General features: G+C 70.2%; 24 protein-coding genes. 11 read left to right on the top strand and 13 right to left on the bottom strand.

Annotated elements, in window-relative coordinates:
- Positions 1 to 92: 92 nt before the first annotated feature.
- Positions 93 to 3530, top strand: a complete 3438-nt coding sequence (locus DKG75_RS18180; protein ID WP_109922587.1) for an indolepyruvate ferredoxin oxidoreductase family protein — start codon at positions 93 to 95, stop codon at positions 3528 to 3530.
- Between the two features lie 3 nt (positions 3531 to 3533).
- On the opposite strand, the gene DKG75_RS18175 is transcribed toward DKG75_RS18180, so the two are convergent.
- The 4 genes from DKG75_RS18175 to DKG75_RS18160 all read right to left on the bottom strand — a co-directional run bounded on the left by DKG75_RS18175 (position 3534) and on the right by DKG75_RS18160 (position 8154).
- Positions 3534 to 5450, bottom strand: coding sequence for a PAS domain S-box protein (locus tag DKG75_RS18175; protein WP_166646264.1), 1917 nt, complete (start codon positions 5448 to 5450; stop codon positions 3534 to 3536).
- A 114-nt stretch (positions 5451 to 5564) separates the two neighbouring features.
- Positions 5565 to 6245 carry a GcrA family cell cycle regulator gene (locus DKG75_RS18170; RefSeq protein WP_109922585.1) on the bottom strand — a complete coding sequence of 227 codons (681 nt, stop codon included), beginning with the start codon at positions 6243 to 6245 and terminating at the stop codon, positions 5565 to 5567.
- Positions 6246 to 6328: 83 nt separating this feature from the next.
- Positions 6329 to 7009, bottom strand: a complete 681-nt coding sequence (gene bioD, locus DKG75_RS18165) for a dethiobiotin synthase (RefSeq protein WP_109922584.1) — start codon at positions 7007 to 7009, stop codon at positions 6329 to 6331.
- Entirely contained in the window at positions 7006 to 8154 is a 1149-nt protein-coding gene (locus tag DKG75_RS18160) for an aminotransferase class I/II-fold pyridoxal phosphate-dependent enzyme (RefSeq protein ID WP_109922583.1), read from the bottom strand. Before DKG75_RS18160 ends, bioD begins: the two co-directional genes overlap by 4 nt.
- A gap of 165 nt (positions 8155 to 8319) precedes the next feature.
- On the opposite strand from DKG75_RS18160, the gene bioB reads away from it, so the two are divergent.
- From bioB to DKG75_RS18145, 3 genes are all read left to right on the top strand, one after another.
- A complete protein-coding gene (gene bioB / locus DKG75_RS18155; RefSeq protein ID WP_109922582.1) occupies positions 8320 to 9360 on the top strand; it encodes a biotin synthase BioB in 1041 nt (346 codons plus the stop codon).
- Between the two features lie 3 nt (positions 9361 to 9363).
- Positions 9364 to 10644, top strand: coding sequence for an adenosylmethionine--8-amino-7-oxononanoate transaminase (locus DKG75_RS18150; protein WP_425086462.1), 1281 nt, complete (start codon positions 9364 to 9366; stop codon positions 10642 to 10644).
- A 182-nt stretch (positions 10645 to 10826) separates the two neighbouring features.
- Positions 10827 to 11804, top strand: coding sequence for an oxygenase MpaB family protein (locus DKG75_RS18145; RefSeq protein WP_109922581.1), 978 nt, complete (start codon positions 10827 to 10829; stop codon positions 11802 to 11804).
- On the opposite strand, the gene DKG75_RS18140 is transcribed toward DKG75_RS18145, so the two are convergent.
- Together DKG75_RS18140 and DKG75_RS18135 are read right to left on the bottom strand one after the other, a co-directional pair.
- Complete coding sequence (locus DKG75_RS18140) at positions 11791 to 12600, bottom strand: SDR family oxidoreductase (protein ID WP_109922580.1); 810 nt, start codon at positions 12598 to 12600, stop codon at positions 11791 to 11793. The two genes, DKG75_RS18145 and DKG75_RS18140, sit on opposite strands and share 14 nt — an antisense overlap.
- 23 nt (positions 12601 to 12623) lie before the next feature.
- A complete protein-coding gene (locus tag DKG75_RS18135; RefSeq protein WP_109922579.1) occupies positions 12624 to 13196 on the bottom strand; it encodes a TetR/AcrR family transcriptional regulator in 573 nt (190 codons plus the stop codon).
- Between the two features lie 103 nt (positions 13197 to 13299).
- Here DKG75_RS18135 and DKG75_RS18130 point away from each other — a divergent pair, with 103 nt between their 5' ends.
- From DKG75_RS18130 to DKG75_RS18120, 3 genes are read left to right on the top strand one after another with little or no spacing between them, the layout of a single operon-like run.
- A complete protein-coding gene (locus DKG75_RS18130; protein WP_109922578.1) occupies positions 13300 to 14025 on the top strand; it encodes an SDR family oxidoreductase in 726 nt (241 codons plus the stop codon).
- Between the two features lie 7 nt (positions 14026 to 14032).
- Positions 14033 to 14617 carry a 2-hydroxychromene-2-carboxylate isomerase gene (locus DKG75_RS18125; protein ID WP_109922577.1) on the top strand — a complete coding sequence of 195 codons (585 nt, stop codon included), beginning with the start codon at positions 14033 to 14035 and terminating at the stop codon, positions 14615 to 14617.
- On the top strand, positions 14614 to 15339 hold the full coding sequence (locus tag DKG75_RS18120) for an SDR family NAD(P)-dependent oxidoreductase (RefSeq protein WP_109922576.1): 726 nt from the start codon (positions 14614 to 14616) through the stop codon (positions 15337 to 15339). Before DKG75_RS18125 ends, DKG75_RS18120 begins: the two co-directional genes overlap by 4 nt.
- A 1-nt stretch (position 15340) precedes the next feature.
- Here the strand turns inward: DKG75_RS18120 and gcvA are convergent, their stop codons facing one another.
- Positions 15341 to 16255 carry a transcriptional regulator GcvA gene (gcvA, locus tag DKG75_RS18115; protein ID WP_109922575.1) on the bottom strand — a complete coding sequence of 305 codons (915 nt, stop codon included), beginning with the start codon at positions 16253 to 16255 and terminating at the stop codon, positions 15341 to 15343.
- 111 nt (positions 16256 to 16366) lie between these two features.
- Between gcvA and DKG75_RS18110 the strand changes: the two genes are divergently transcribed.
- Entirely contained in the window at positions 16367 to 16609 is a 243-nt protein-coding gene (locus DKG75_RS18110; RefSeq protein WP_109922574.1) for a hypothetical protein, read from the top strand.
- Here the strand turns inward: DKG75_RS18110 and DKG75_RS18105 are convergent.
- On the bottom strand, positions 16578 to 17972 hold the full coding sequence (locus DKG75_RS18105; protein WP_109922573.1) for an ATP-binding protein: 1395 nt from the start codon (positions 17970 to 17972) through the stop codon (positions 16578 to 16580). The genes DKG75_RS18110 and DKG75_RS18105 overlap by 32 nt on opposite strands.
- On the bottom strand, positions 17969 to 18634 hold the full coding sequence (locus DKG75_RS18100; protein WP_109922572.1) for a response regulator transcription factor: 666 nt from the start codon (positions 18632 to 18634) through the stop codon (positions 17969 to 17971). The genes DKG75_RS18105 and DKG75_RS18100 overlap by 4 nt, the downstream gene beginning before the upstream one ends.
- Positions 18635 to 18769: 135 nt before the next feature.
- Between DKG75_RS18100 and DKG75_RS18095 the strand changes: the two genes are divergently transcribed.
- Entirely contained in the window at positions 18770 to 19042 is a 273-nt protein-coding gene (locus tag DKG75_RS18095; RefSeq protein WP_109922571.1) for a PepSY domain-containing protein, read from the top strand.
- A 128-nt stretch (positions 19043 to 19170) separates the two neighbouring features.
- Complete coding sequence (locus tag DKG75_RS18090) at positions 19171 to 19713, top strand: cytochrome b/b6 domain-containing protein (RefSeq protein WP_109922570.1); 543 nt, start codon at positions 19171 to 19173, stop codon at positions 19711 to 19713.
- Here the strand turns inward: DKG75_RS18090 and DKG75_RS18085 are convergent.
- The 4 genes from DKG75_RS18085 to thyA all read right to left on the bottom strand — a co-directional run bounded on the left by DKG75_RS18085 (position 19698) and on the right by thyA (position 23582).
- Positions 19698 to 20318 carry an EF-hand domain-containing protein gene (locus tag DKG75_RS18085; RefSeq protein WP_109922569.1) on the bottom strand — a complete coding sequence of 207 codons (621 nt, stop codon included), beginning with the start codon at positions 20316 to 20318 and terminating at the stop codon, positions 19698 to 19700. The two genes, DKG75_RS18090 and DKG75_RS18085, sit on opposite strands and share 16 nt — an antisense overlap.
- Positions 20319 to 20475: 157 nt before the next feature.
- Positions 20476 to 21918, bottom strand: a complete 1443-nt coding sequence (locus DKG75_RS18080; protein ID WP_109922568.1) for a porin family protein — start codon at positions 21916 to 21918, stop codon at positions 20476 to 20478.
- A gap of 216 nt (positions 21919 to 22134) precedes the next feature.
- Complete coding sequence (locus DKG75_RS18075; RefSeq protein ID WP_243746399.1) at positions 22135 to 22644, bottom strand: dihydrofolate reductase; 510 nt, start codon at positions 22642 to 22644, stop codon at positions 22135 to 22137.
- Between the two features lie 5 nt (positions 22645 to 22649).
- Positions 22650 to 23582, bottom strand: a complete 933-nt coding sequence (thyA, locus tag DKG75_RS18070) for a thymidylate synthase (RefSeq protein WP_109922566.1) — start codon at positions 23580 to 23582, stop codon at positions 22650 to 22652.
- 99 nt (positions 23583 to 23681) lie between these two features.
- Between thyA and pepN the strand changes: the two genes are divergently transcribed.
- Positions 23682 to 26300, top strand: coding sequence for an aminopeptidase N (gene pepN / locus DKG75_RS18065; RefSeq protein ID WP_109922565.1), 2619 nt, complete (start codon positions 23682 to 23684; stop codon positions 26298 to 26300).
- The last annotated feature ends 18 nt before the right edge of the window (positions 26301 to 26318 follow it).

Genomic DNA, 26318 nt, shown 5'->3' with positions numbered 1-26318 from the left:
CCTTGTGCCCGAGGCGGGGCCTCCTTGTCCAGGGGGGCGCTTTGTGCCAATATGAAGGAGACGACAAGAATAAACGATCGGGAGGGACGACCATGCCCGACGGTGCCCAGGGCCCGCTTCCCGTCACGCTGGACGACAAATATCTCAGCCATGACGGCCATATCCTGCTGAACGGCATGCAGGCGCTGGTCCGCCTCGCCTTCGAGCAGCAGCGCCGCGACCGCGAGGCCGGCCTGAAGACCGGCGGCTTCATTTCCGGCTACCGGGGCTCGCCGCTCGGCGGCTTCGATCTCGAACTGAACCGGGTGAAGCCCCTGCTCGAGGCGGTGAACATCCGTTTCCAGCCGGGCGTGAACGAGGATCTGGCGGCGACCGCCCTCTGGGGCACGCAGCAGATCGCCCTGGGGCGCAAGGAAGCGACGGTCGACGGCGTCTTCGGCTTCTGGTACGGCAAGGGCCCGGGGGTCGACCGCACCGGCGACGTGTTCAAGCACGCCAATCTCGCCGGCACCCATCCCCGCGGCGGCGTGCTGGCCATCGCCGGCGACGACCATACCTGCAAATCCTCGACCACCGCGCATCAGACCGAATATGCCTTCGTCGATGCCATGATCCCGGTGCTGGCCCCGGCCAGCCTGGCCGAGATCATCGATTACGGCCTGGCCGGGATCGCGCTGTCGCGCCATGCCGGGGTCTGGGTGGCGCTGAAGCTGGTGGCGGAAATCGCCGATACCACCGGCACCATCCCGGCGAAATCGGGCTTTCCCGGCCCGGTTTCGCCGGTGCCGGCGGCGGATGTGCACATCCGCTGGCCCGACACCGCCCAGGCGCAGGAGGCGCGCCTGCACCTGCACAAGCTGCCCGCGGTCGCCGCCTTCGCCAGGGCCAACGGGCTGGACCGGGTGGTCGAGCGGCCGGCCGGCGCCCGCCTCGGCATCGTCACCGCGGGCAAGGCTTACGGCGACCTGCTGGAAGCCTTCGCCCTGCTCGGCCTCGATCCGGCGCGGCGGGCGGCGCTCGGCATCGCCGTCTACAAGGTGGCGCTGGTCTGGCCGCTGGAGCCCGAGGGTATCGCCGGCTTCGCGGAGGGGCTGGAGGAGCTTCTGGTGGTCGAGGAGAAGCGCCCCCTGATCGAGGACCAGATCAAGGCGATCCTCTACCCCCGTGCCGGCGCCCGCCCCGCCGTCGCCGGCAAGCGCGACACCGACGGCACGCCCCTGCTGAAAACCCACGACGAATTGTCCCCGGTGGAGGTGGCAGCCGCCCTCGCCCGCCGGCTGAACCTGGCGGCACCGTCCCCGCCGGCGCCGGCCCCGGCGCCGGCGAAGCGCACGCCCTATTTCTGTTCGGGTTGCCCCCACAATACTTCGACCGTGGTGCCCGAGGGCAGCATCGCCCATGCCGGCATCGGCTGCCACTACATGGCGACCTGGATGGACCGCGCGACCGAGACCTTCACCCATATGGGCGGCGAGGGCGCGAACTGGATCGGCCAGGCGCCTTTCGTGACGACGCGGCACATCTTCCAGAACCTCGGCGACGGCACCTATTTCCATTCGGGCCTGCTGGCGATCCGGGCCGCGGTCGCCGCCCGGGTGCCCGTCACCTACAAGATCCTCTACAACGATGCCGTCGCCATGACCGGGGGCCAGCATCATGACGGCCCCCTGACCCCGGCCATGATCGCGGCCCAGATCCGCGCCGAGGGGGTGGAGCGGATCGCCCTCGTCTCCGACGACATCAAGCGCCACGATCCCCCGGCCTATCCGCCCCGCGTCAGCCTGCACGACCGCGCCGACCTCGACGCCGTGCAGCGCGAATTGCGCGACATTCCCGGGGTAAGCGCGATCATCTACGACCAGACCTGCGCGGCGGAAAAGCGCCGCCGGCGCAAGCGCAACCTGATGGCCGACCCGCCCCGCCGGGTCGTCATCAACGAGGCGGTATGCGAGGGCTGCGGCGATTGCGGCAGCCAGTCCAACTGCCTGTCGATCGTGCCGGTCGAGACCGAATTCGGCCGCAAGCGCCAGATCGACCAATCGTCCTGCAACAAGGATTTCTCCTGCCTGAAGGGCTTCTGCCCCAGCATGGTAACGGTGGAGGGCGGCCGCCTGCGCATGCCCCACCCCAGGGGCGGCGACGCCCCCGCAGCCGAAGTCCTGCCTGAACCCGCCCTGGCCGCCCTGCCCTGGTCGGGCCTGGCGCTCGGCGTCGGCGGCACCGGGATCGTGACCCTGGGCGCCCTGCTCGCCATGGCCGCCCATGTCGAGGGGCTGGACGCCACCGTGCTGGACCAGACCGGCCTTGCCCAGAAGGGCGGCGCCGTCACCAGCCATATCCGCATCCGCGCCCAGGCGGACGGCAGCGCGGTGCGGGTGCCCGCGGGCGGCGCCGACCTGATCCTCGGCTGCGATGCAGTGGTCGCCGCCGGGGCCGAGGCGCGGGCGCGCATGGCGCCGGGCCGGACCAGCGCCGTGGTCAACAGCCATGCCGGCAGCATCGCCGAATTCACCCATGACGCCGACGCCCGCCTGCCCGTCGCCGACCTGCTGCGCCTGATCGGCAAGGCCTGCGGCCCCGAACGGGTGACCGCGCTGGAAGCGACGCGGCTGGCCACCGAACTCGTCGGCGATGCCATGGCGGCCAACCTGTTCCTGCTCGGCATCGCCAGCCAGCAGGGCCTGCTGCCGGTCGCGCCCGCCGCGATCGAGACCGCGATCGCCCTGAACGAGACCGCCGCCGCCGCCAACCGCGGGGCCTTCCGCTGGGGCCGGATGCAGGCCCATGATCCCGCCCGTGTCGCGGCGGCGGCGCAATCCGCCGAGGCGGGGGCGGAACCCGCCCATCACCGCCTCTCCGCCAGTCTGGACGACCATATCGCGCGCCGGACCCGGGCCCTCGGCGATTATCAGAACCGGGCCTATGGCGCCCGCTTCGCCCGGGCGGTGGAGGCCGTGCGCGCGGCCGAGGCGCGGGTTCGCCCGGGCGAGGACAGCCTGGCCCGGGCGACGGCCGAGGCTCTCTATCGCGTCATGGCGATCAAGGACGAATACGAGGTCGCCCGGCTCTATACCGACGGCGATTTCGCCCGCATGGTCGCGGCCCGCTTCGAGGGCGGCTATCGCCTGAATGTCCATCTCAGCCCGCCCCTGCTGGCGGGCGCGGACCCGGCGACCGGCCGGCCGGCCAAACGCGCCTTCGGCCCCCCGGTGTTCGCCCTGTTCCGCCTTCTGAAACGCTTGAAATTCCTGCGCGGCACCGCCTTCGATCCCTTCGGCTGGACGGCGGAACGCCGGGCCGAACGGGCGCTGCGCGAGACTTATCTGGCACTCGCCGAAGAAATCGCCCGCGACCTGACGCCGGCGCGCCACGATATCGCCGTCGCCCTGATGGCCCAGACGGCGCGGGTGCGGGGCTTCGGCCCGGTGAAGGCGGCCGCGATGGCGGCGGTGGCGCGCGACCGCGCCCCCCTGCTCGCCGCCTTCCGGCAGGACGATCCGCCCCGCCACCTGGCGCGGGCGGCGGAATAGGGCTCAGGCGAGGCCGAGAATGCGGTCCATGGCCGCGCGCAGGCGGGCCGCCTCGGCGGTGATCCGCTCCAGCGTGCGGCGGGCGAAGGGCCAGTCGCCGTTGCCGACCGCGATCCGGCAGGGCGCCAGCGCCGCGACCAGGGCCCGCGCCTCGACATCCTGCGCCTCCGCCGCCAGGGCGTGCAGCAGGTCCTGGGCGCGGTCGCTGTCCGCCTCGCCGATCGCGGCGACGAGACCGGCTTCCAGCCCGTCCAGGGTTTCGGCGAAGACCGCCAGCACCGCCGCCAGTTCCAGGTCGTCGGCAATGCCGAGGCGCTGCTTCAGGGCTTCGGCATCGAGCGGGGGCTGGTCGTCCGGGGCGGGCGGGCTGCCCCCGGCCAGAAGATCGGACAATTGGCCAAGGCCCACCGGCCGCTCCAGCGCCTGATCCATGCCCGCGCGGCGCAGCGCCTCGCCCTCGGCTGCGGTATCGGCAAGGCCGACCACCTGGGCCGGGGGCAGGCCGTGGGCCGCCTCATGGGTGCGCAGGCCGCGGATGAAATCGGCGCCGTCGACCACCGGCAGGCGGGCATCCGCCAGCACGAGGTCGTAAGGGGTTTCCGCCGTCGCCAGGATCAGGGCCTGGGCACCGTTGGCGACGATATCGATGCGGACGCCGAGCGATTGCAACTGCCGTGCCAGGGTGGCGCGTTCGGCGGCATCGGCACAGGCGACCAGGATGCGCTGCTGCAGCACCTCGGCCAGCGCGGGCGCCGGCGCGGGCGGAGTCCCGACCAGGGCGCCGGCCCGCAGCGCCGGCCACCAGTCCGACGGCGGACGGGGCGCCGCCGCCTCGGCCGCGAGCCCGCGGGCGGGCAGGTCGAACCAGCGGCTGGTGCCCTCGCCCGGGGCGCTGTCGGTGACGATGCCGGTGCCGAGGGTCGCCGCCAGCTTTTCCGCCACCGTCAGGCCGAGGCCCAGGGGATGGCCGGGCTCGCCGCTGGCATGGACCGAGAAGCGCAGCGCCCCCGCCAGGGCCTCGACGCTGAAGGCGACCCCGCCGCTTTCCGTCCGGTGCAGGGCGCAGCCGAGCAGCACGCCCGCCAATTGGCGCAGGTGCGTCAGGTCCGCCGTCATCTGGGCCGGCAGGCCGGGCCCGGCGGCGATCTCGAAATGCAGGCCGAGACCATTGGCGTCGCTGGCGAAGAGCAGGCGGATATCGGCCAGGAAATCGTCGAGCGCGAAACTGCCGAGCGGGGCCGGCAGGGTGGCGCCGGCATCGATCCGCCCGAGGTCGAGCAGGTCGTCGACCAGGCGCCCCGCCTCCGCCGCCGCGCGGCCGGCGGCGGCCAGCAGGGGTCCCTGGGCCGGCTTCGGCCCGCCCCGGTCGAGCAGTTCGAGATGGGCGGCGATACTGGCCAGCGGCGCCCGGATGTCGCGGGCGAAGGCGGTCAGGAAATCCTGGCGGCCCTGCATGGCGCGGTCGGCGCGGGCGCGGGCCTCGGCCCATTCGACTTCCAGGCGCTTGCGCCGCGTGATGTCGCGCTGAAACGCCACATGATACAGGCGGCCGCTGTCCGGATCGACCACGGCGACGATGTCGAGCGCGACCCAATAGGTCTCGCCGTCCTTGGTGTAGTTCACGATCTCGGCATGGACGCGGCGCCGGGCCTCCAGCGCGGCGCGGATCTCGGCCCGCGTCTCGGCGCTGGTTTCCGGGCCCTGCAGCAGGCGCGGGGTTTCGCCCAGCAGCACCTGGCGGTCATAGCCGGTCAGGCGCGTCAGCGCCTCGTTGATCAGCACGATGCGCGGATAGGGCGGGGCGAGGTCGCCCGCCTCGCATACCATCAGGGCATCGCCCTCGCGCGCGACGAGGGCTTCGATCTCGGCGAGGCGGTGCCGCAGGCGCGGCGAGAGGGCGGCAAGGGCTGTCTCGGACATGGCGGCAGCATGCCCGCCAATGCCGAACACATGGTTAAGAGAGGGCATAAAGTTAAGACGGGGCACAAAAAAGGGGCCCGCGGGGGCCCCTTCGATGCGTGATATGCGCCTTCCCTACGACAGGCTGCGCAGCAGGCGCTCGCGTTCCCGCTCGCGGTCGCGGTCGCGCTTCTCGCGCGCCTTCGGGGTCGCGGCCTGATAGGCGATGCGGGCATGGTCCTGGCAATAGGGCATGCCGGTCTGGGCGCGGCGGCCGCAGAAATGGAAACCGGCTTCGCCCGGGTCGCCCACCGGCCATTTGCACATGCGGTCGTTGATCGACAGCAGGGTGGCGCGGACCATGGGTTCCGGTTCGGGCGCGGGCGCCGCGGCCCGGGGCGCCGCCTCGCGCGGGGCAGGGGCCGGGCTGGCCGGCAGCACCCGGGGCTTCTGCGCCGCCTGGGCGGCGACATCGGCGGTGGTCGTGGTCACCAGGCGGACGGGGCGGGCGGCGGCGGGCGCCGGCGCCGGACCGGCGGGCAGGATGCGCGGCTGGCTTTCCGCCGGGCGGGCCGGGGCCTGGGCGGCGGGCGCCGCCGGGGCCGCGGCCACCGGCGCCGCGGGGGCGGCGGCAGGGGCCTGGGCGGCGCGTTCGGTGCGCACCGGGCTCGGCCGGCCGGACAGGCCCAGGCGGTGCACCTTGCCGATCACGGCATTGCGCGTGATGTTGCCGAGCTTGGCCGCAATCTGGCTGGCGCTCAGGCCCTGTTCCCACAGATCGCGCAGGGTCGCGATGCGCTCATCGGTCCAGGACATGATGTGTCCTCACTCCCCAAAAACGGTTTTGACCGCAACAGAAGAAACTATATCTCGCGCGGCGCATTTTGCGCCACACAAGATCATGACTTGTCCACAAGAAATTGTGTCAGCGCCGGCACCTGGGCCCAAGGGCGGGGGCCTTCCAGGCGGGGCACGACACAAACCGGCAAATCCGGCAGAAATGCGGCGATCGAGCGGGTGAGTTCCGGGATCGACTGCCGGTCGCGGGCGCTTTCGCTGATAACGATGCCGGCGACGGGCAGGCCCCGCGCCTTCAGGGTCTCGACCGCGGTGAACGTATGGCTGAGGGTGCCGAGATAGCTGCCGACCACCAGCAGCGCCGGCCAGCGCGTCAGCGCCAGGACATCGAGGAAAGTCTCGCCCGGCGCGATCGGCGCCATCAGGCCGCCCGCGCCCTCGACCACCAGCACCTCCGCCCCGGCACCGGCCTTCCGGCAGAAATCCGCCACCTCGGCCGCCGTCATCGCCCGGCCTTCGAGGCGGGCGGCAAGGTCCGGGGCGACCGGCGTCCGGAAACGCCAGGGGGCGATCTCGGCGATCGCCTGTTCCGTCACCGCCCGGCCGCCGGCGGCCAGGATCAGGCCAGGGTCGCTGTCGGCCGCCGTCGCCATCTCGAAGCCGCTGACCACGGGCTTCAGGATGCGGGCATCGCGCCCGCGCAACTGGTGGGCCAGGGCGCTGGTGACCAGGGTCTTGCCGATCTCGGTGCCGCTGGAGGTGACGAAGAGCGACAGGGTCACAGCACCCGCTCCCGCAGGAGGGCGGCGACGCGGTCGATATCCGCATCCTCGTGGCCCGCCGAGAAGGCGAAGCGCAGGCGCGAGGTGCCGGCGGGCACCGTCGGCGGCCGGATGGCGGCGACCAGGAAGCCCGCCTCGGCCAGGAGGCGCTGGGCCTCCAGCGCCCGAGTCTCGGGCCCCAGGATCACCGGCACCACCGGGCTTTCCGCCGGCGCGAGGTTCAGCGCCCGGGTGAAGCGCCGGGCCTTTTCTACCGGCAGGGCGCAATAGTCGGGTTCGCTCTCGATGATGTTCAGGGCCTCGAGCGCGGCGCCGATCGCGGCCGGCGGCAGGCCGGTCGAATAGACCAGGGTGCGCGCCCGGGTCTTCATCAGGTCGATCACCGGCTGCGAGGCGCAGAGATAGGCGCCGTAGGAGCCGATCGCCTTCGACAGGGTGCCCATCTGCAAGGGCACCCGCGCCATCTTCGCCCCGACATGGGCGGAGCCGCGCCCGCCGCCGAGCACGCCGATGCCATGGGCATCGTCCGCCATCAGCCAGGCGTCATGCTCGGCGCAGAGCGCGCCCATGGCCTCGAGCGGGGCGAGGTCGCCGTCCATCGAGAACACGCCGTCGGTGACGACGAGGACATGGGCATGGTGCCCCCGGTGCTCGCGCAGCAGGCGTTCGAGGTCGCCAAGGTCGTTGTGGGCGAAGCGCAGCACCGCGCCCTGCGCCATCTGCGCCCCGGCATTGATGCAATTGTGCGCCAGTTCGTCGACGAGGACGAGGCTGTCCCGGCCCGCCAGCGTCGGGATGATGCCGACATTGGCGAGATAGCCGGAACCGAAGACGCAGGCCGCCTCCGTCCCCTTCAGGCTGGCGAGGCGCCGTTCCAGTTCCTCGATCAGCGGGTGGTTGCCGGTGATCAGGCGGGAGCCGCCGGCGCCGGTGCCATGCTGCTCGACGGCGCGGATCGCCGCCGCCTTGACCCGGGGATCGGTGGAGAAATTCAGGTAGTCATTGCAGGAGAACGAGATGAATCGCTTCCCCTCCCGCTCCAGCCAGGGGCCGGAGAGGCGGGCGGTGGGCACCAGGGTCCGGCGCTGGTGCCGGGCATCCAGCGCCGCCAATTTGCCTGCCGCGAAGGCGTCGAGGGAAGACATGATCGACACGGTTCCTGAAAGGCGGCGCACATTGGTCCCATTGCGCGCCGGGGTCAATCCCTTCTGATTCGATCGCCGCTATTGACGTCCCGGCAAAGCCGCCTAGTCTGCGGCCAACAGCCGGGGGCCGTCGCCCTTGGTAAGATGTCGAGGATTGGGTCGTCCATGAGCGGAATCGCCAGCACCGAAATCGTCCGTAGCCCGTCTGCCGCCGTCGCCCTCGACGGCCTTCGCCACGACTGGGACCGGACCGAGATCGACGCCCTGTTCCGCCTGCCCTTCGCCGACCTGATCTTCCGCGCCCAAGGCGAGCACCGCCGCTTCTTCGACGCCAACGAAGTGCAGATGTCCACCCTCTTGTCGATCAAGACCGGCGGCTGTCCCGAGGATTGCGGCTATTGCCCGCAGTCGGCGAAATTCGACACCGGCCTCAAGGCATCCAAGCTGATGGCGGTCGGCGCCGTGCTGCGCGAAGCCCAGAAGGCCAAGGACGCGGGCGCCAGCCGCTATTGCATGGGCGCCGCCTGGCGCAGCCCCAAGGAACGCGACCTCGACACCGTGGTCGAGATGATCCGCGGCGTGAAGGCCATGGGGATGGAGACCTGCGTCACCCTCGGCATGCTGGACGGCGATCAGGCGCAGCGCCTGAAGGCCGCCGGCCTCGACTATTACAACCACAACCTCGATACCTCGCCCGAGTATTACGAGGAAATCATCACCACCCGCACCTATCAGGACCGGCTGGACACGCTGGCCCATGTGCGCGATGCCGGCATCAATGTCTGCTGCGGCGGCATCGTCGGCATGGGCGAGGACCTGGAGGACCGGGTCGGCCTGCTCCAGACCCTGGCCAACCTGCCGGCCCATCCGGAATCGGTGCCGATCAACCTGCTGGTCAAGGTCGAGGGCACCCAGCTCGACGCCGCCGCCCCGCTCGATCCGTTCGAATTCGTGCGCACCATCGCCGTCGCCAAGATCCTGATGCCGGCCTCGATGATCCGCCTCTCGGCCGGGCGCGAGCATATGTCGGACGAGATGCAGTCGTTGTGCTTCCTGGCCGGCGCCAATTCGATCTTCATCGGCGAGAAGCTGCTGACCACCGACAACCCGGAAAAGGCCAAGGACCAGCACCTGTTCGACCGCCTGGGCGTCCGCCCCATGCCGCTCGCCTGCGAAGCGGCCGCCCCGGCCCAGGCCGCCGAGTAAGCCGTGGCCGGCGACGCCCCCGGCTGGTACACGGCCGGGTTCGGCAATATCTGGCTGCCCTATACCCAGATGAAGACGGTGGCGCCGCCGCTGGCGGTGGCTTCCACCGCGGGCACGCGCATCCGTCTGGCCGACGGGCGCGAGCTGATCGACGGCATCGCCTCGTGGTGGACGGCCTGCCACGGCTATAACCACCCGCACATCCGGGCCGCCGCCGCGGCACAGCTTGAACGCCTGCCCCATGTCATGTTCGGCGGCCTGGTGCAGGAACCGGCGCTGACCCTGGCCCGGCGCCTGGCCGCCCTGCTGCCCGGCGACCTGGAGCGGGTGTTCTTTTCCGATTCAGGCTCCGTCTCGGTCGAGATCGCCATGAAGATGGCGATCCAGTTCTTCCTGAACCGGGGGACGAGCGGGCGGAACAAATTCGTCTCGTTCCGCCACGGCTATCACGGCGACACCATCGGCACCATGGCGGTCTGCGACCCGGACGAGGGCATGCATGCCCTGTTCACCGGCCTCCTGCCCCGGCACCATGTCGTGGACCTGCCCCTGGACGAGGAAAAGGCGGCGGCCTTCGATACCTTCCTCGACGCCCATGGCGACGAGATCGCCGCGATTCTGGTCGAACCCCTGGTGCAGGGCGCGGGCGGCATGAAGATGCACGACGCCCGGGTCCTGCGCCGCCTGCGTGCCGCCGCCGACCGGATCGGCGCGCTGCTCGTCTTCGACGAGATCTTCGTCGGCTTCGGCCGCACCGGCACCATGTTCGCCTGCGAGGCGGCGGGGGTGGTGCCCGATATCGTCACCCTGTCCAAGGCCCTGACCGGCGGCACCATGGCCCTGGCCGCGACCGTCGCCACCGCCCGCGTGTTCGACGGTTTCTGGGACGACCGCGCCGCGGCCGCGCTGATGCACGGGCCGACCTATATGGGCAATGCGCTCGCCTGCGCCGTCGCCAATGCCGCCCTCGACCTGTTCGAGACCGAGCCGCGCCTCGAACAGGTCGCCGCCATCGAGGCCCAGTTGCACGACCAACTCCCCGCCTGCCGCGACCTGCCCGGGGTCGTGGACGTCCGGGTGAAGGGGGCGATCGGCGTGGTCGAACTGGCGAAGATCGGCGACCTCAATGCCCTGAAGCGCGCCTTCGTCGAGGCGGGCGTCTGGGTCCGGCCCTTCGGCAATATCGTCTATCTGACGCCCGCCTTCATCGCCACGCCGGACGAGATCGCCACCCTGACCGGGGCGATCCGCACGGTGCTGGCCGCCCGCCCCCAAGGCGAGTGAGCCCCCGGGGCGGCGGCCGGCACGGGCCGCCCCTTGAGCCCGGCCGCAGGCAATTAAGCCAATAATTCCAATCCCTTGGCCCTTGCCCCCGGGCCTTGCCGGAATACGACCGGAAGCCGAGTTTTCGTCACATTCGGGCTTTGCCATGCTGGTCCCCGTTGAACAAGCCGAAGGGGCCGATCATGGGACTGGGGGACGCGACCGCACGGGCATTCGCCAAACTGCCGATCCACGGCGGCCTAAGGCGCTCGCTGGACCGGGTCTACCGGCCGGACGATCCGGCCTTCCGCGTCGATTACCTGGCGGGGCCGGGCGATCCCGGCGATTGCGGGCCGGACAGCGTCACCTGGCGGGTGATGGCCAATCCGATCGTCTTCGCCCTTGGCGCCATTCCGGCCGTCATCCTGCAGATGGCGGAGGAAGGCATCGGCAAGGGGGTGGACACTTATTCGACCTATAAGGCCGATACGCTGGGCCGCACCCAGCGCACCCTGTCGGCGGCGCTGGCCTCGACCTATGCCTCGACCTCGGCCAAGGCGGCCCTGATGCAGGAAGTGGCGCGGCGCCACGCCAAGGTGCGCGGGCCGCTGGACGACGGCAGCCGTTATTCCGCCTTCGATCCGGCGCGCATGACCTTCGTCCATCTGACCGCCGGCTTCGGCTTCGCCGAGGCCTATCATCGCCTGATCCGGCCCCTGAGCGCCGAGGAACGCGACCGGCTGGTCGCCGAATCCGCCGCTGTCGCCGGCGACTACGGCCGTTTTGCCGTGCCGAGAAGCCACCGGGAGGCCGAGGATTTCATCCGCCAATGGGCGCCACGCCTGAGCCGGCGGCCGGAACTGGACAATTTCCTCGCCATCGCCCGCCGGGGCAGCATCCCGGGCATGGCGGGCGGCAGTTCCAAGGGCCTGCTGGTCACCGCCGGCATCGCCCTGCTGCCTCGCTGGGCCCGCGACCAACTGGGCTTCCCGCGCCGGCCGGTGCAGGAAGCCCTGGCCTTCGCGGCGCTGCGCCCGCTGGCCCGTTTCGTGCCCCATATCATGACGGACACGCCGCCCCAGCTCGCCTGCCGGCGCCTGGGCCTGCCGGAGGATTTCCTGTTCCGGCAGGCGGAAGCGCCCGGCGCCCCGACGCTCACCGGCAGCCTCAGCCGCCGGTGAGCGCCTTCTTCATGGTGGCGGACATGGCGGCGACGCCGCCCAGGCTCCAGCCGCCGTCGACCGGCAGGACCACGCCCGAGATATAGGTGCCATAGGGGCTGGACAGGAACAGGCAGGCATGGGCGATGTCGGCCTTGGTGCCATAGCGCCCGAGCGGCACCGACTGGCGGGTGGCCTCCTGCGCTTCCGGCGTCGGCGCCAGGCGGGCCATGCCTTCCGTGTCCTCGATCGGGCCGGGCACGATCGAATTCACCCGCACGCCGAAGCCGCCCCATTCGAGCGCCCCGACCCGGGTGATCATATCGACGCCGGCCTTGGCCGCGCAGACATGCATCTGGAAATCCATCGGGATATAGGCCTGGGGCGCCGAGATATTGACGATGGAGCCGCCCGGCTTCTTCAAGTGCGGAAACGCCGCCTTGACGACATGGAAGGTGCCGAGCAGGTCGATATCCACCACCGACTTGAAGCCATTGGCGGAAATGCCCAGGGCCGGGGCCGGGAAATTGCCGGCGGCGCCCGAGATCAGCACATTCAAGTCGCCGAAGCCGGCCACCGCCTCGGCAAAGACCGCCTCGATGCGGGCGGGGTCGCGCACGTCGCCGGCAAAGCCCTGGGCCTCGGCGCCCAGGGCCTTCAGGCGGGCGACCGCGGCATCCACCTTGTCCTGCTTGCGCGACAGCACGGTCACCCTGGCGCCGGCAGCGGCATAGGCTTCGGCAACGCCGAGATTGATGCCGCTGGTGCCGCCGGCCACGAAGACATGCTGGCCGCTATGGTCGAAGGGATGGGTCATTCAGCTCTCCTCTTTGGTTTTTATCATTCGGGCTCGATGGCGGCGGCCAGGTGGCGCCGCGCCGCCGCCAGGATTTCATCCGACAACGCCTCGTCGTCAACCGCCCGCGCCATCAGCAGGGCGCCGATCATGGCGGAAAAGGCGAACAGCGCCTGTCCCTCGGCCGCCGCGCCCGGCACCATGGCCGCCACCTGGTCGCGATAGCGCCGCACCTGTTCGGTGAAGATATGCCGGAGCGCCGGATCCGCCCGGGTGAAATCGCCGGTCAGGGCGGCCACGGTGCAGCCCTTCACCGGATTGTCGCGGTGCCCGGGCGAGAGATAGGCCTCCAGCATGGCGCGGCGCTTCTCCCCGCCGCGCTGGGCCGCCGCCTTGTCCAGGCGGCGCTCGTCGCGGGCGAAGGCGGTGCACAGCGCTTCCGCGACCATGGCTTCGCGGCTGTCGAAATGGCTGTAGAAGCCGCCATGGGTCAGGCCGGCGGCGCGCATCACTTCCGCCACCCCCATGTGGTCCAGCCCCTTGTGGCGAAGGAGATCCATGGCCGCCTCGATGATGCGGTTATGGTTGGCCTCCTTCTGGGCCTTGGAGTGCCCCACAGCTTCCTCCCTTGACGATCTGCATGATGATGATCATGCTGATTTGGATGATGCCGATCATACAGAGTTGCAAAGACAATTGCATCCAGGCGGGAGGAGAGAGATGACGAAACCGGTCGCCCTGGTGGTCGGGGCCGGCGATGCCCTTGGCGGCGCCATCGCCAGGCGCTTCGCGCGCGAAGGCCTCACCGCCTGCCTCGTCCGCCGCAATGCCGACAAGCTGGCCCCCCTCGTCGCCGAGATCGAGGCGGCGGGCGGCACCGCCCTGCCCTTCGGCGTGGACGCGCGGCGCGAGGAACAGGTAACGGCCCTGGTCTCCGGGATCGAGGCCGGCGTCGGCCCGATCGAGGCGATGGTGTTCAACATCGGCGCCAACGTCCGCTTCACCATCACCGAGACCACCGCCAGGGTCTATTACAAAGTCTGGGAAATGGCCTGTTTCGCCGGCTTCCTGGCCGGGCGCGAGACCGCCCGCGCCATGCTGGCCCGGGGCCGGGGCACCATCATCTTCACCGGCGCCACCGCCTCGGTGCGCGGGCGCGCCGGCTTTTCCGCCTTTGCCGGGGCCAAGCACGGGCTGAGGGCGCTGGCCCAGAGCATGGCGCGGGAATTGGGACCGCAGGGGATCCATGTCGCCCATACGATCATCGACGGCGCGATCGACACCGCCTTCATCCGCGACAATTTCCCGACCGTTTACGCCACCAAGGAACACGACGGGATCCTGAACCCGGATCACATCGCCGATGCCTATTGGTCCCTGCACGCGCAGCAGCGCGATGCCTGGACCCATGAACTCGACCTCCGCCCCTGGTCGGAAAGCTGGTGAGGAAACCATGTCCAAGACGGTAGATTTCTATTTCGATTTCGGCAGCCCCACGGCCTATCTGGCCTGGCGGCGCATCGGCGCCATCGCGGAACGCACCGGTGCCACGGTGAAGCCGGTGCCGATCCTGCTGGGCGGGCTGTTCAAGGCGACGGGCAACAGCGCGCCCGCCACCGTGCCGGCCAAGGGCATCTACATGTTCCGCGACCTGTCGCGTTTCGCCCGGCGCTTCGGCGTTCCCCTCGCCTTCAACGACGCCTTCCCGATCAACACGATCACCTTGATGCGGGGCGCCGTCGGTTACCAGGGCAGCGACGATTTCTGTACCTATTGCGACGCGCTCTATGACGCCATGTGGCGCGACAACCGGAACCTCGGCGATCCCGCCGTGCTGGCCGCCGTGCTCGACGAGGCCGGCCTCGACCGCGCCCGCTTCGAGACCCTGGTGAACGATGCCGCGGTCAAGGACCGGCTGAAGGCGAATACCGAGGACGCGGTGGCGCGCGGCGCCTTCGGCGCCCCCACCTTCTTCGTCGGCGACGAGATGTTCTTCGGCCAGGACCGCCTGGACTTCGTCGAGGAGGCGCTGGCATGAGCGCGGCCGCCATCGTCTTCGGGGTCGGTCCGGTATCGGGGGTGGGCGGCGCCGTCGCCATCCGCGCCGCCGCCGGGGGCATGCCCGTCTATGTCGCCGGCCGCCATCCCGACAAGATGGCCGCCGTCACCGCCGAGATCGCACAGGCGGGCGGCAGCGCCACCGCGCTCGCCTGCGATGCCACGGTGCCGGCGGAGGTCGAGGCCGTCTTCGCCGCTGTCGCCGCCGCCGGCCATGTGCCGGGCCTCGTCGTCTTCAATGTCGGCGGCAACTGGCCCATGAACTTCCTGGACATCACGCCCGAATTCCTCGAAGGCATGTGGCGCCAGGGGCCGCTGGCCGGGCTTCTGGTCGGGCAGGCGGCGGTCCGGGCCCTGCTGCCGGCGGGCGGCACGCTGATCTTCACCGGCGCCTCGGCCTCGCTGCGCGGCAAGCCCATGTTCGCCGCCTTCGCCTCGGCCAAGGCGGGGCTGCGGGCGATTGCCCAGAGCATGGCGCGGGAATTCGGCCCCCAGGGCCTCCATGTCGCCCATGTGGTGATCGACGGCGTCGTCGCCGGGGACCGGGTGCGCGGCTTCCTGCCCGGCCTGATCGAGGGCAAGGGCGAGGATGCCACCCTCGATCCCGCCGCCATCGCCGAAACCTATTGGCAGCTTCACCTCCAGCCGCGCAGCGCCTGGACCCACGAGCTGGAGCTGCGCCCCTTCGTCGAAACCTGGTAAATCACGGCCGGAACGAGGCCGGTTTCACCGGCGGGCGCTGGCCGCCGGTGAAACGCTCGGCCTCGGCGTGCAGCCAGTCGCGGAACCGGCGGATCGCCGGTTCCTCCGCCCGCTCGGGCAGGGCGACGGTCCAATAGGCGAAGACATCCGCGACCTGGACGTCGAACAGGCGCACCAGCCGGCCGGCGGCGAGATCGGCCGCCGCCAGCACGCTGCGCGCCAGGGCGATGCCGCCGCCGCTGACCACGGCATCGAGCAGCACCGCGGAATCCTGGATCGCCGTGCCGAATTTCAGGGTCTTGATGTCGAGGTGGGCCGCGCGGCACCACATCGCCCAATCGTCGAAGGAATCGCGCAGCAGCGTGTAACGGCACAAGTCCTCGGGCGCCTTCGGCAGGCCGCCGGCCAGATGGGGCGCGGCGACGACATAAAGATCCTCCGCCATCAGGAAGCGGGTGTCGAGACCGGGGTAATCCCCCCGTCCCACCCGCACGCCGACATCGATGCCGTCGCGCCGCAGGTCCGCCAGTTCCCGGCTGGTGCTCAGGTTGAGGACGATATCGGGATGCGCCTCGGCGAAACGCTCTAGCCGGGGCACCAGCCAGCGGGCGGCGAAGGAAGTGAGCACGGTCACCGTCAGGGTGCCGCTGGCCTGGCGGCGGATGGCGTTCATCGCCTGGTTGATCCCGGCGAAATTCGCCGTCAGCACGCCCGCCAATTGCTGCCCCGGCTCGGTCAGGACCAGGCCCCGCCCCCGGCGGTGGAACAGCGCCGTGCCGAGCACGGCTTCGAGCGCCCGCACCTGATGGCTGATCGCGCCATGGGTCAGGTGCAATTCGCCCGCCGCCCGCGTCAGCGAGAGATGGCGGGCCGCCGCCTCGAAAGCGCGGAGGGCATTCAGCGGCAAGCGGTCCATGGCGCCCGAACCTGTGAATTCAGTTCACAGGTTAGCGCAATGCTTCTCCTTTGTCCAAAGCAGGGAACAGGTTCATCTCTGTCTCCAACAGCGAAAGCCCGGAGACCTGAAATGATCAACGAAACTCACAATACCGCCGCCCTCGCGCCGGCCCGGCCCGGGCTTCTGCCCCGGCTGCTGTCCTGGCTGCGGGAACTTCGCGCGCTGGCCGCCCACCGCCGGGCCATGGCCGATCTTCTGGGCCGGGATGCCCGCCTGCTCCAGGATATCGGCCTCGACCGGGGGACGGTGGCTGGGCATTACGACAATCCGCGCCTCGGCCTCAGCCCCGATCGCCAGCGCCGCCTGCGCTGAGCCGGCGGGGCAGGTGCAGGCGGAATTCGGCGCCGCCGCCGGCCCGGTTCGCCGCCTCGATCCGGCCCTGGTGGCGGCGGGCGACGGCGGCGACGATGGCAAGGCCGAGGCCGGCATGGCCGGAACCGCTGGCCTCGGAACTGACGAAGGGCGTGAACACACTGTCCGACAGGCCGTCGGGCAGGCCCGGGCCGCGGTCGGCCACGGTGACGGTCGCGCCCGCCGCCTCGGCGACCGTAACCTCGACCGCGGATCCCGCCGGCGTGAAGCGGAGGGCGTTATTGATCAGGTTGCGCAGCGCCTCCGCCAGGGCGGCCGCGTCGCCCTCGACGGCGACCGGGTGCGGCGGCGCCTCGAGGGCGATCTCGCGGCCGCCGGCCAGGGCGAGCGGCGCGCATTCCGCGACCACGTCGCGCGCCAGGGCGGCAAGATCGAGGGGGGCTGCCCGCAACGCCGCCTGTTCCAGGCGGGCGGACGTCAGCAGCCGGTCGACGATCCGGCCCAGGCGATCGATATCGGCGCCCAGCCGCTCCGCCGTCGCCCGGTCGGCAAGGCTGTCGATCCGGGCACGCAGCACGGCGATCGGCGTCTTCAATTCATGGGCGGCATCGGCCAGGAAGCGGCGCTCCTTGGCGAAACTGGCCGCCACCCGGTCGAAGGCGGCATTGACGGCGGCGACCAGGGGCGCGATCTCCCGGGGGACGCGATCCTCGTCCAGGCGATCGCCGGCTTGGGTCGGGTCCAGGGCGCCCAGCCGCGCGGTCGCCGCCTTGACCGGGCGCATGGCACGGCGGATGGCGATATAGGCGACGACCAGCGACAGCAGCAGGGCGGGCACCGCCGACGGCGCGATTTCCTCGGTCAATTCCTCCCCCGCCCAGGACAGGGTGTCGTCCCAGGTACTGTCGGCCCGGGCGATGGCGACGCGCAGCGGCCGGCCGTCGACCGAAACCGTCATGATCGCGCCGTGCAGCGGCGTGCCGTCCGGCAGGCTGAGGGCAAGGCGGCTCTGCCGCCAGTCGCGCAGCCAGGTATCCCCGATGGCGGCGCGCAGCACCGCGCTGGAACCGGCCAGCCAGGAGCCGCTGGCCGGATCGAAAGCCAGGAACTGCAGGCTTCGGTCCTTTTCGAGGCGCTCGTGCCAATCGTCGGCGTCATGGTCGAGAACGAGCCGCCCCGCGCCGTCGAAACCGAGCGCATCGCCGAGGTCGGACGCCATATGTTCCAGGATCTCGTCGCGCCGGTCCTTCCGGTCCGAGAGGCCGGAGAGGATGAAACCGGCCGAAATCACCCCGAGCGCCAGGAGATTGGCGACGATCAGGGCGCGCAGGGTCTGCCCCGCCAGGCTGAACCGCCGCCTCATGACAGCGCCCGCAGCAGATAGCCGACACCGCGCAGGGTGACGATCTCGACCCCCGCCCCCGCCTCCGCCAGGCTGCGACGCAGGCGCGAGACCGCGGCCTCCAGCGCATTGGGCTCCACCGCCTCGTCCATGCCGTAGAGCGCCTCCAGGGCCGTGTCGCGCTGCACCGCCCGGCCGGCCCGGCGCAGCAGCAGGTCGAGCAAGGCGCGCTCGCGCCGGCCGAGCGGGACCGGCCGCCCCGCCACCCGCGCCTCGCCGTCGAATTCGACATCGGCAAGGCGGAGCACGGGGGCAAGGCTCGCCGGCGGCCGGCGCAGCAGGGCCCGCAGCCGGGCGACCAGTTCCGCCTGGGCGAAGGGCTTGCCCATGTAATCGTCGGCGCCCGCGTTCAAGCCTTCCACCCGGTCGTCGGTGGCGTCCCTGGCAGTCAGCGCCAGGATCGGCAGGCCGGGTTGCAGGCGGCGCAGGCCGGCGACGATGCCCAGCCCCTCGCCGTCCGGCAGGCGGCGGTCGAGCACGGCGGCAGCGAAAGGCCCGGCCGCGGCCAGCGCCAGGGCATCGGCCAGCGTCGGGGCAAGATCGACGGCGAAACCGTCGCGCCGCAGGTTGTCCGCGACCACGGGGCCGAGATCGCGATCGTCCTCGACCAGAAGAATGCGCATGGCGACGAAAACTCCATGTCCGTCAGGCAGCCGTCAGCTTTGCCCGCGATGATCCCCTCGTCGCCCAACCCTGTCGTCGCCGGCCAAGGTTTCCGCCCATGACACCGGCCCGAGCAGAATACCAAGGAGTTCATCATGCGTCATCTGTCCAGCCTCGCCCTCGGCCTTGCCACCCTGCTCGCCGCCGGCAGCGCCTTCGCTTCCGACGATCTTTGCACCGGCACCGGCCCGACCAAGACCGAAGCCGAGGTGCGGGCCCTCTATGAAGGCCAGGGTTACAAGATCCGCAAGTTCGAGACCGACGACGGCTGCTACGAGATCAAGGGCACCGATGCCGCCGGCAAGAAGGTCGAGGTCTATATCAACCCCTGGACCGGGGAAGCGGTGAAGACCAAGACCTACAACTGATCGTCCCGTCCCCTGATCGTCCCGTCTCCGGTGCCGGCCCCTCCCGGCATCGCCGGCGGCCCCGTATCCGCCCCCCTGCCCCTGGCGCGGCGGATACGGGGTTCGCCCCTTTTCTTCGAGGTTGCGTCATGACCGATACCGACGAACGCATGGTCGCCGTCTGGGACCCTTTCGTGCGGCTATTCCACTGGTCGCTGGTCGCCGCGATCGCCACCGCCTGGCTGGCGGAGGAAGGCGAGACCGTGCACCGCTATGCCGGCTATACTGCCGGCGGCCTGGTCGCCGCCCGGATCGCCTGGGGTTTCATCGGCACCCGCCACGCCCGCTTCGGCGATTTCCTGGCCTCGCCCCCGGCGGCACTGCGCTACCTGCGCGACGAGGCCCTGGGCCGGGGCAAGCGCTATCTCGGCCATAATCCGGCCGGCGCCGTGATGATCGCCGCCTTGATCGCGCTGGTCGCCGGAACCGGCTTCACCGGCTGGCTGTCGACCACCGACGCCTATTTCGGCGTCGACTGGGTGGGCGGCCTGCACGCGGTGCTGGCCAATACCATGCTGGCCTGCATCGGCCTTCATGTCGCCGGCGTCGTCTTCGCCAGCCTGCGCCACCGCGAGAACCTGGTGCGTGCCATGATCACGGGGCGGAAGCGCACCGATCAGGTCCCGCAATAGGCCTTCACTTCAGCGGGCGACAGCTTGCCGTCGCCGTCCGCATCGAGGCGGGCACCGCGTTCGGTCACCTTGGCCAGCATCTCGTCGACCGTCAGGCGGAAGTCGAGATCCTGGTCGGCGGACATGACGAGATCGGTGGTGATCGGCGTCATCAGGTAGCGGCGCATTTCCGGGTCCTGGATCTCGGTGCCGCCCGGCGTCTTCTGCGGCGCATTGGCGGGCGGCATCGGCACCGACAGCGCGGCGCGATATTCCGGCGGATAGGCCTTGGTCCGGTAGTCGGTCAGTTCGGTCGGGGTGATGAAACCATTGCCGTCCTTGTCGACCGCGGCGAAGAAGCGGCGGGCGTCGGCCTTGGCTTCGCCGAGATCGACGAAACCGTCCTTGTTGCCGTCGGCGCGGGCGAACCAGCGGCCCTGCGCCTCGGAACAACTGTCCTTCACGTCGAACAGCAGGGGTTCGCCCGACAGCGCCACCGGCGGCCCGACCTGATAGGTCGGCGTCGCCGAGCGGCGGCACGCGGCCAGCGACAGGGCTATCATCAGCACGACCACGGAACCGCGGACGAGACGCGCCCGCCGCCCTACGCTTGCAACCGTCACCATGTCCTCCCATTTTCGGCGATCCTATGGCCGGAACCGGGCGGGGGCAAGCCCGCCCGGCCGCCGGCCGTGCCCAGGGTCGCGAGGCAGGATCGAGGACAGGCCGGCCGGCCCCGGCGGCGGCGGGAGGTCGCCGCCGCCGGGGCCCGACCATCACCTCCTAGAAGAAGATGATGGTGCCGAGCGCGAAGAGATCCTCGGTGGCATCGCTGCCGTCGTGGGCCGTTGCCTCGGTGTGGATGTATTCGCCGACCACGGTCGCCCATTTGCGCAGGGCATAGCGGGCCTGGAACGCGGTCGATTCGTTCTTCTCGACCAGGATCGAGCGGGCTTCGCCCGCCGCGAGGTCGAGATAGGAGGCGCCGTAGCTGGCGCCCAGGGTGAAGCGGTCGAAGGTATAGCTGGCCTGGACCAGGAAGCCCTCCGAATCGCGGGCATTGCCGTTGGCCGCGATCGAGCCGTAGAACAGGCCGGTCGTGCCGATCGCCTGACCGTTGTAGTAATAGCCGAGCACGCTGGCGCCGCCATAGCTCAGCTTGCCGCCGATCTCGAAGGCATAGGCGGTGGTTTCCGCGTTGGTCGGCTCGCCCGCGTCGATATTGGCCGAGAGTTCCTGCACGATGCCGCCGGCGAACAGGCGCCCGCCGAAATCCCCCGACTTGAAGTCGTAGGTCAGCTTGCCCTGGAAGCCCGGTGTCTCATGGCCCGACAGTTTCGGCCCGAGCACGGCGACGGTGTCGAGCGGCTGGAAGATGCCGACGCTGGCCTTGAAACCGTTCAGGTCCGGCGTCGTATAGGTGAGCTGCGGCTGGAAGTCGGTATAGATGTAACCGGTGCCGATATGGCCGAGCGAGGTGTTCGACGGCGCCCCGTTGCTGCCCCCGGCGCCGACGCCGAGCAGCAGCATGTCGTTCAGGATCGCTTCCGAGCCGAACAGGCCGATGTCGCGGCCCGCCTTGAACTCGCCGAAGCGGTCGGAGGCGATGGTCATATAGACCTGGCGGAAGTCGATGCCCGAGGTGGCAAGGCCCTGGGGCGCGCCGCCCGAATTGGCGCCATTGGTATATTCGACGCTGTTGATGCCGGGATAGAGGCCGAAATGGCCGCCATAGGTGATGCCGTCGTCGGTGGTCGAGACGTCGATCTTCAGGAAGCCGGGCAGCAGACCGTTCCGCACCGACGACGTATCCTGCCGCCCGCCCACGGCGCCGAGCGCCACCGGCTGGTTGTTGCGGTCCTTGTCGCTGCCGACATAGAAGGCATTGACCGAGCCCGAGAGCGAGACGTCGACCGGCCCGATCTGCAGCCCGATGCCCTTGGCCGGGTCCTTGAAGCGGACGTAGAGATTGTCGCCCGAGGTGACCTCGGCCTTGGCGGCGGCGACGGCTGCGGCGGTCGCGGCTTCGGTCGCCTGGGCCTTCTCCGCATCCTCGGTCTGCTTGCGGCCCAGCAGGGTCCGATATTCGCTTTCGTTCAGGATCCCCTTGGCGCGCAGCTGGCGCAGCAGGTCCTCGGTCGCGTCCGCCCGCGCGCCCGGCATCATCGCCAGCGTCGCGATCGCCGTCGCGCCCAGCAATGTCCAAATCCCCTTCGTCCCCGACATGACGTCCCTCCCAATATTTTCCATGCTGGACGTAAAGGGCCGCCATCTCCGGCCCCGACGTCCAGTCGGAAGCAGCATTGGTGGGGAGGAATTTATTTTAAATGGTACTTTTAAATTAATACGATCGATGTAATACGACCTTATCCCATCCGATGATGAACTTTCGTCGGGGATAATAGACTTAAGTACCAGCCATCATACTTTCGGATGACGGGATCAGCGCCGCGCCATCACCACGATGTCGTAGGACGCATCGTCGCCCTCGCCGCGGGGGCGGGGCTCGCGGGAGACCTCGACCCAATCCGCCGGATCGGGGGTGGGGAACCAGGTGTCCCCCACAGGCGCAAGATCAAGCTCGGTCAGGACCAGGCGGTCGGCGAGGGGCATCGCCTGCGCGTAAAGCGTGGCGCCGCCGGCGACGATCACCGCATCGGCCCCCATGTCGGCGGCGAGCGCCTGGGCGAGGGCGAGGGCGGCGGGCAGGTCGCGCGCCACCTCGACCCCCGCCGCCGCAAAACCGGGATCGCGGGTGACGACGATGGTACGCCGCCCGGGCAGCGGCCGGCCGATCGATTCGTAGGTCTTCCGCCCCATGACCAGGGGCTTGCCCAGGGTCGCGGCCTTGAAATGGGCAAGGTCGCTGCGCATGCGCCAGGGCATGGCATTGCCGGCGCCGATGACGCCGTTCCGCCCGCGGGCGGCGACCATGACGACGGGAACGGCCAAGGCGGTCAGACCGCGATCGGGGCGGCGATGGCGGGATAGGCCTCGTAGCCCGCGATCACGAAATCCTCCAGCCGGTAGTCGAGGATCGAATCGGGGCGCCGGGCGAAATCGAGCCGGGGCCAGGGCTTAGGCACCCGGGCGGTCTGGGTTTCGACCAGTTCGCCATGGTTTTCATAGACATGGACGTCGCCGCCGAACCAATGCAATTCCCCCGGCAGCAGGTCGCATTGCTGGGCCAGCATGCGGATGAGCAGGCTCGCGGTCATCAGGTTGTAGGGCAGGCCCAGGCCGACATCGCAGCTGCGCTGGTGCAGCAGGCCGGACAGCCGCCCCTCGGCGACGAAATACTGATAGGTGGTATGGCAGGGCGGCAGGGCCATCCGGTCCACTTCCGCCACGTTCCAGCCGGCCAGCATCAGCCGGCGCGAGGTCGGGTTGGCGCGAATGTCGCGGACCAGCCGGGCGATCTGGTCGATCCCCTCCGGGTCGCGGCGATAGAGCCCGTCGCCCGCCGGCTCGTAGCGCGGCCAATGGCGCCATTGGGCGCCATAGACCGGGCCGAGGTCGCCCCAGGCGGCGGCGAAATCGGCATCGGCGACGATCCGCGCCTCGAAATCCCTCTGGGTGATGGCCTCGCCCGTCGCCTTGCGATAGCGCTCCAGCGGCCAATCGGTCCAGATGGTGACGCCTTCCTGCACCAGGGGGCGGATATTGGTCTCGCCGCGCAGGAACCACAGCAATTCGCGGACGATGGTCTTCCACGACACCCGCTTGGTGGTCAGCAGCGGCACCGTGCCGTCCGTGAGATCAAAGCGGAGACTCTGGCCGAACAGGGCGCGGGTGCCGGTGCCGGTACGGTCCTGGCGGCGCACGCCGTCCCGCCACAGACGGTCGAGCAGGTCGAGATAGCTGTATTCCGGATGGGTGCGGTCGAGCATGGGGCTCCTTCCCTCTGCTGCGAAGGGACCAAAATCCGCCCCGCCCGTCAAGCGCCGCCCCTTCCCTCGGCCCGGGGCAAGGCTTAAGTAAGAAGCACCATGAACGCCGAAGCTCCCCGTCAGGTCCGCCTCGCGGACTATCGCGCGCCCGCCTTCCTGGTGGACGCCATCGCCCTCGATTTCACCCTGAGCCCGCAGGCGACCCGAGTCGCGGCCCGCCTGTCGCTTCGCCGCACCGGCGAGCCGGGCGCGGCGCTGGTTTTGAACGGCGCCCGGCTGAAGACGCTGGGGCTTGCCATCGACGGCCGGCCGCTCGCGGCGGACGCCTATCAACTGACCGACGAGTTGCTGACCATTCCCGCCGTGCCCGATACCTTCACCCTGGAGACCGAGGTCGAGATAGACCCCGCCGGGAATACGGCGCTCGAAGGTCTCTATATGTCCGGCGGGCGCTTCTATACCCAGTGCGAGGCGGAGGGCTTTCGCCGCATCACCTGGTTCCCGGACCGGCCGGACGTGCTGGCCCGCTATCGCGTGCGGATCGAGGCGCCGGAGACCTATGGCCACCTGCTGTCGAACGGCAATCTGGTGGAACAGGGTGCCGCCGGCCCGGGCCGGCATTTCGCGGTCTGGGAAGATCCCTTTCCCAAGCCCTGCTACCTCTTCGCCCTGGTCGCCGGCGATCTCGACATGGTCGCCGACCGTTTCACCACCGCCTCCGGGCGCGGCATCGACCTGCGCCTCTATGTCGATCCGGGCCAGGGCCAGCGCGTGGCCTATGCCATGGACAGCCTGAAGCGCAGCATGCGCTGGGACGAGGACGCCTATGGCCGGGAATATGATCTCGACCTGTTCATGATCGTCGCCGTGCGCGACTTCAACATGGGGGCGATGGAGAACAAGGGGCTGAATATCTTCAACTCCTCCCTGCTCCTGGCCGATCCGGCGACGGCGACCGATTTCGATTACGAACGGATCGAAAGCGTGGTCGCCCACGAGTATTTCCACAATTGGACCGGCAACCGCATCACCTGCCGCGACTGGTTCCAGCTCTGCGTGAAGGAGGGGCTGACCGTCTTCCGCGACCAATCCTTCAGCGCCGACCAGCGCGGCGAGCCGGTGCAGCGGATCAAGGATGTCCGCGCGCTGCGCGCCCGCCAGTTCCCCGAGGATGCGGGGCCGCTGGCCCATCCGGCCCGGCCCGAGGTCTACCAGAAGATCGACAATTTCTACACCGCGACCGTCTATGAAAAGGGCGCGGAAATCTGCCGCCTGCTGAAGACCCTGGTCGGCCCCGCCGATTTCCGCCGCGCCATGGACCTCTATTTCGAGCGTTTCGACGGCCAGGCGGTGACGGTCGAGGATTTCCTGTCCTGCTTTGCCGAGGTCACGGGCCGCGACATGGCCGGCGTCCTCGCCTGGTATCGCCAGGCCGGCACGCCCAAGGTGACGGCCTCGCCAACCTGGAACGCCGCCGAGCGCACCCTCAGCCTGACGCTGCGCCAGGCGATCGGGCCGACCCCGGGCCAAGCGGAGAAACAGCCCCTGCCCATCCCGGTCCGCCTCGGCCTGCTGGACGAGGACGGCCGGGTGCAATCCTTCGCCGCCGCCGGCGCCACGGTCGAGGAAACCACCCTGGTCCTCGACACGGCCGAGGCGACGGTGCGGCTGGAAGGGGTCGCGCAGCCCCCCGTGCTGTCGGTGCTGCGCGGCTTTTCGGCGCCGGTCGTGCTCACCCTCGACGAGCCGGGGGAACATCGCTTCACCCGCCTCGCCCATGATCCGGACCTGTTCAACCGCTTCGAGGCCGGCCAGGGCCTTGCCCGCGACCTGATCCTGGCGGGTGCGGCCGGCAACGGCGATGCGGCGGGCGAGGCGCGCTATGCCGCGGCGCTCGGCCGGGCGCTGGCGGACCAGGGGGCGGAGCCGGGCTTCAAGGCCCTGCTGCTGTCCCTGCCGGGGGAACAGGAATTGGCGCTGGCGCGCACCCCGGCCGACCCGGAGGCGATCCATAGCGCCCGCGAACACTTGCGGCGCGTCATCGCCGATAAGCTGCGCCCGCAGTTGGAAGCCCTGCACGATGCTCTGGCGCCGGCCGGCCCCTTCTCGCCCGATGCGGACAGCGCGGGGCGGCGGGCGCTGCGGAACGGCGTGCTCGACCTGCTGGCCGCCGCCGCCGGCCCGGCCGACCTTGCCCGCGCCGCATCCCATGCCGCCGATGCTGCCGACATGACCCAGGCGCTGGGCGGCCTGTCCGCCCTGATGCTGATCGGCGGGCCGGCATTCGAGACGGCCCTGGCCGAATTCTACCACCGCTGGCAGGACGAGCCCCTGGTGGTCGACAAATGGTTCGCGCTTCAGGCGCGCGACCCTTCGGCCCAGGCGCTGGAGCGGGTGACCCGCCTGCTCGACCATCCGGCCTTCGACCGGCGCACGCCCAACCGCTTCCGCGCCCTGGTCGCGAGTTTCGCCCAGGGCAATCCCCGGCGCTTCCATGCGCCGGACGGCAGCGGCTATCGCTTCCTGGCGAACGAGATCCTGAAGGTCGACCTGATCAACCCGCAGGTGGCGGCGCGCCAGTTGGAACCCCTGGGCGGCTGGCGCCGCTACCGGCCCGACCTGGGCGCCCTGATGAAAGCGGAATTGGAGCGTATCGCCGGCTTCCCCGGCCTGTCGCGCAATGTCGCCGAACTGGCGGGCAAGGCGCTGGCGGACTGACCGCCGGCGCCCCCCGGG

Source organism: Zavarzinia compransoris, from assembly GCF_003173055.1.
GTDB lineage: Bacteria > Pseudomonadota > Alphaproteobacteria > Zavarziniales > Zavarziniaceae > Zavarzinia > Zavarzinia compransoris.
Note: the sequence above shows the minus strand (reverse complement) of the source record. Positions and strands in the feature narration are given on the sequence as shown.

Coding starts and splice junctions, on each gene's coding strand:
- DKG75_RS18180 (WP_109922587.1), top strand. CDS start 93: ATGCCCGACGGTGCCCAGGGCCCGCTTCCCGTCACGCTGGACGACAAA.
- DKG75_RS18175 (WP_166646264.1), bottom strand. CDS start 5,450: ATGTCCGAGACAGCCCTTGCCGCCCTCTCGCCGCGCCTGCGGCACCGC.
- DKG75_RS18170 (WP_109922585.1), bottom strand. CDS start 6,245: ATGTCCTGGACCGATGAGCGCATCGCGACCCTGCGCGATCTGTGGGAA.
- DKG75_RS18160 (WP_109922583.1), bottom strand. CDS start 8,154: ATGTCTTCCCTCGACGCCTTCGCGGCAGGCAAATTGGCGGCGCTGGAT.
- bioB (WP_109922582.1), top strand. CDS start 8,320: ATGAGCGGAATCGCCAGCACCGAAATCGTCCGTAGCCCGTCTGCCGCC.
- DKG75_RS18145 (WP_109922581.1), top strand. CDS start 10,827: ATGGGACTGGGGGACGCGACCGCACGGGCATTCGCCAAACTGCCGATC.
- DKG75_RS18140 (WP_109922580.1), bottom strand. CDS start 12,600: ATGACCCATCCCTTCGACCATAGCGGCCAGCATGTCTTCGTGGCCGGC.
- DKG75_RS18130 (WP_109922578.1), top strand. CDS start 13,300: ATGACGAAACCGGTCGCCCTGGTGGTCGGGGCCGGCGATGCCCTTGGC.
- DKG75_RS18125 (WP_109922577.1), top strand. CDS start 14,033: ATGTCCAAGACGGTAGATTTCTATTTCGATTTCGGCAGCCCCACGGCC.
- DKG75_RS18120 (WP_109922576.1), top strand. CDS start 14,614: ATGAGCGCGGCCGCCATCGTCTTCGGGGTCGGTCCGGTATCGGGGGTG.
- gcvA (WP_109922575.1), bottom strand. CDS start 16,255: ATGGACCGCTTGCCGCTGAATGCCCTCCGCGCTTTCGAGGCGGCGGCC.
- DKG75_RS18110 (WP_109922574.1), top strand. CDS start 16,367: ATGATCAACGAAACTCACAATACCGCCGCCCTCGCGCCGGCCCGGCCC.
- DKG75_RS18105 (WP_109922573.1), bottom strand. CDS start 17,972: ATGAGGCGGCGGTTCAGCCTGGCGGGGCAGACCCTGCGCGCCCTGATC.
- DKG75_RS18100 (WP_109922572.1), bottom strand. CDS start 18,634: ATGCGCATTCTTCTGGTCGAGGACGATCGCGATCTCGGCCCCGTGGTC.
- DKG75_RS18095 (WP_109922571.1), top strand. CDS start 18,770: ATGCGTCATCTGTCCAGCCTCGCCCTCGGCCTTGCCACCCTGCTCGCC.
- DKG75_RS18090 (WP_109922570.1), top strand. CDS start 19,171: ATGACCGATACCGACGAACGCATGGTCGCCGTCTGGGACCCTTTCGTG.
- DKG75_RS18085 (WP_109922569.1), bottom strand. CDS start 20,318: ATGGTGACGGTTGCAAGCGTAGGGCGGCGGGCGCGTCTCGTCCGCGGT.
- DKG75_RS18080 (WP_109922568.1), bottom strand. CDS start 21,918: ATGTCGGGGACGAAGGGGATTTGGACATTGCTGGGCGCGACGGCGATC.
- thyA (WP_109922566.1), bottom strand. CDS start 23,582: ATGCTCGACCGCACCCATCCGGAATACAGCTATCTCGACCTGCTCGAC.
- pepN (WP_109922565.1), top strand. CDS start 23,682: ATGAACGCCGAAGCTCCCCGTCAGGTCCGCCTCGCGGACTATCGCGCG.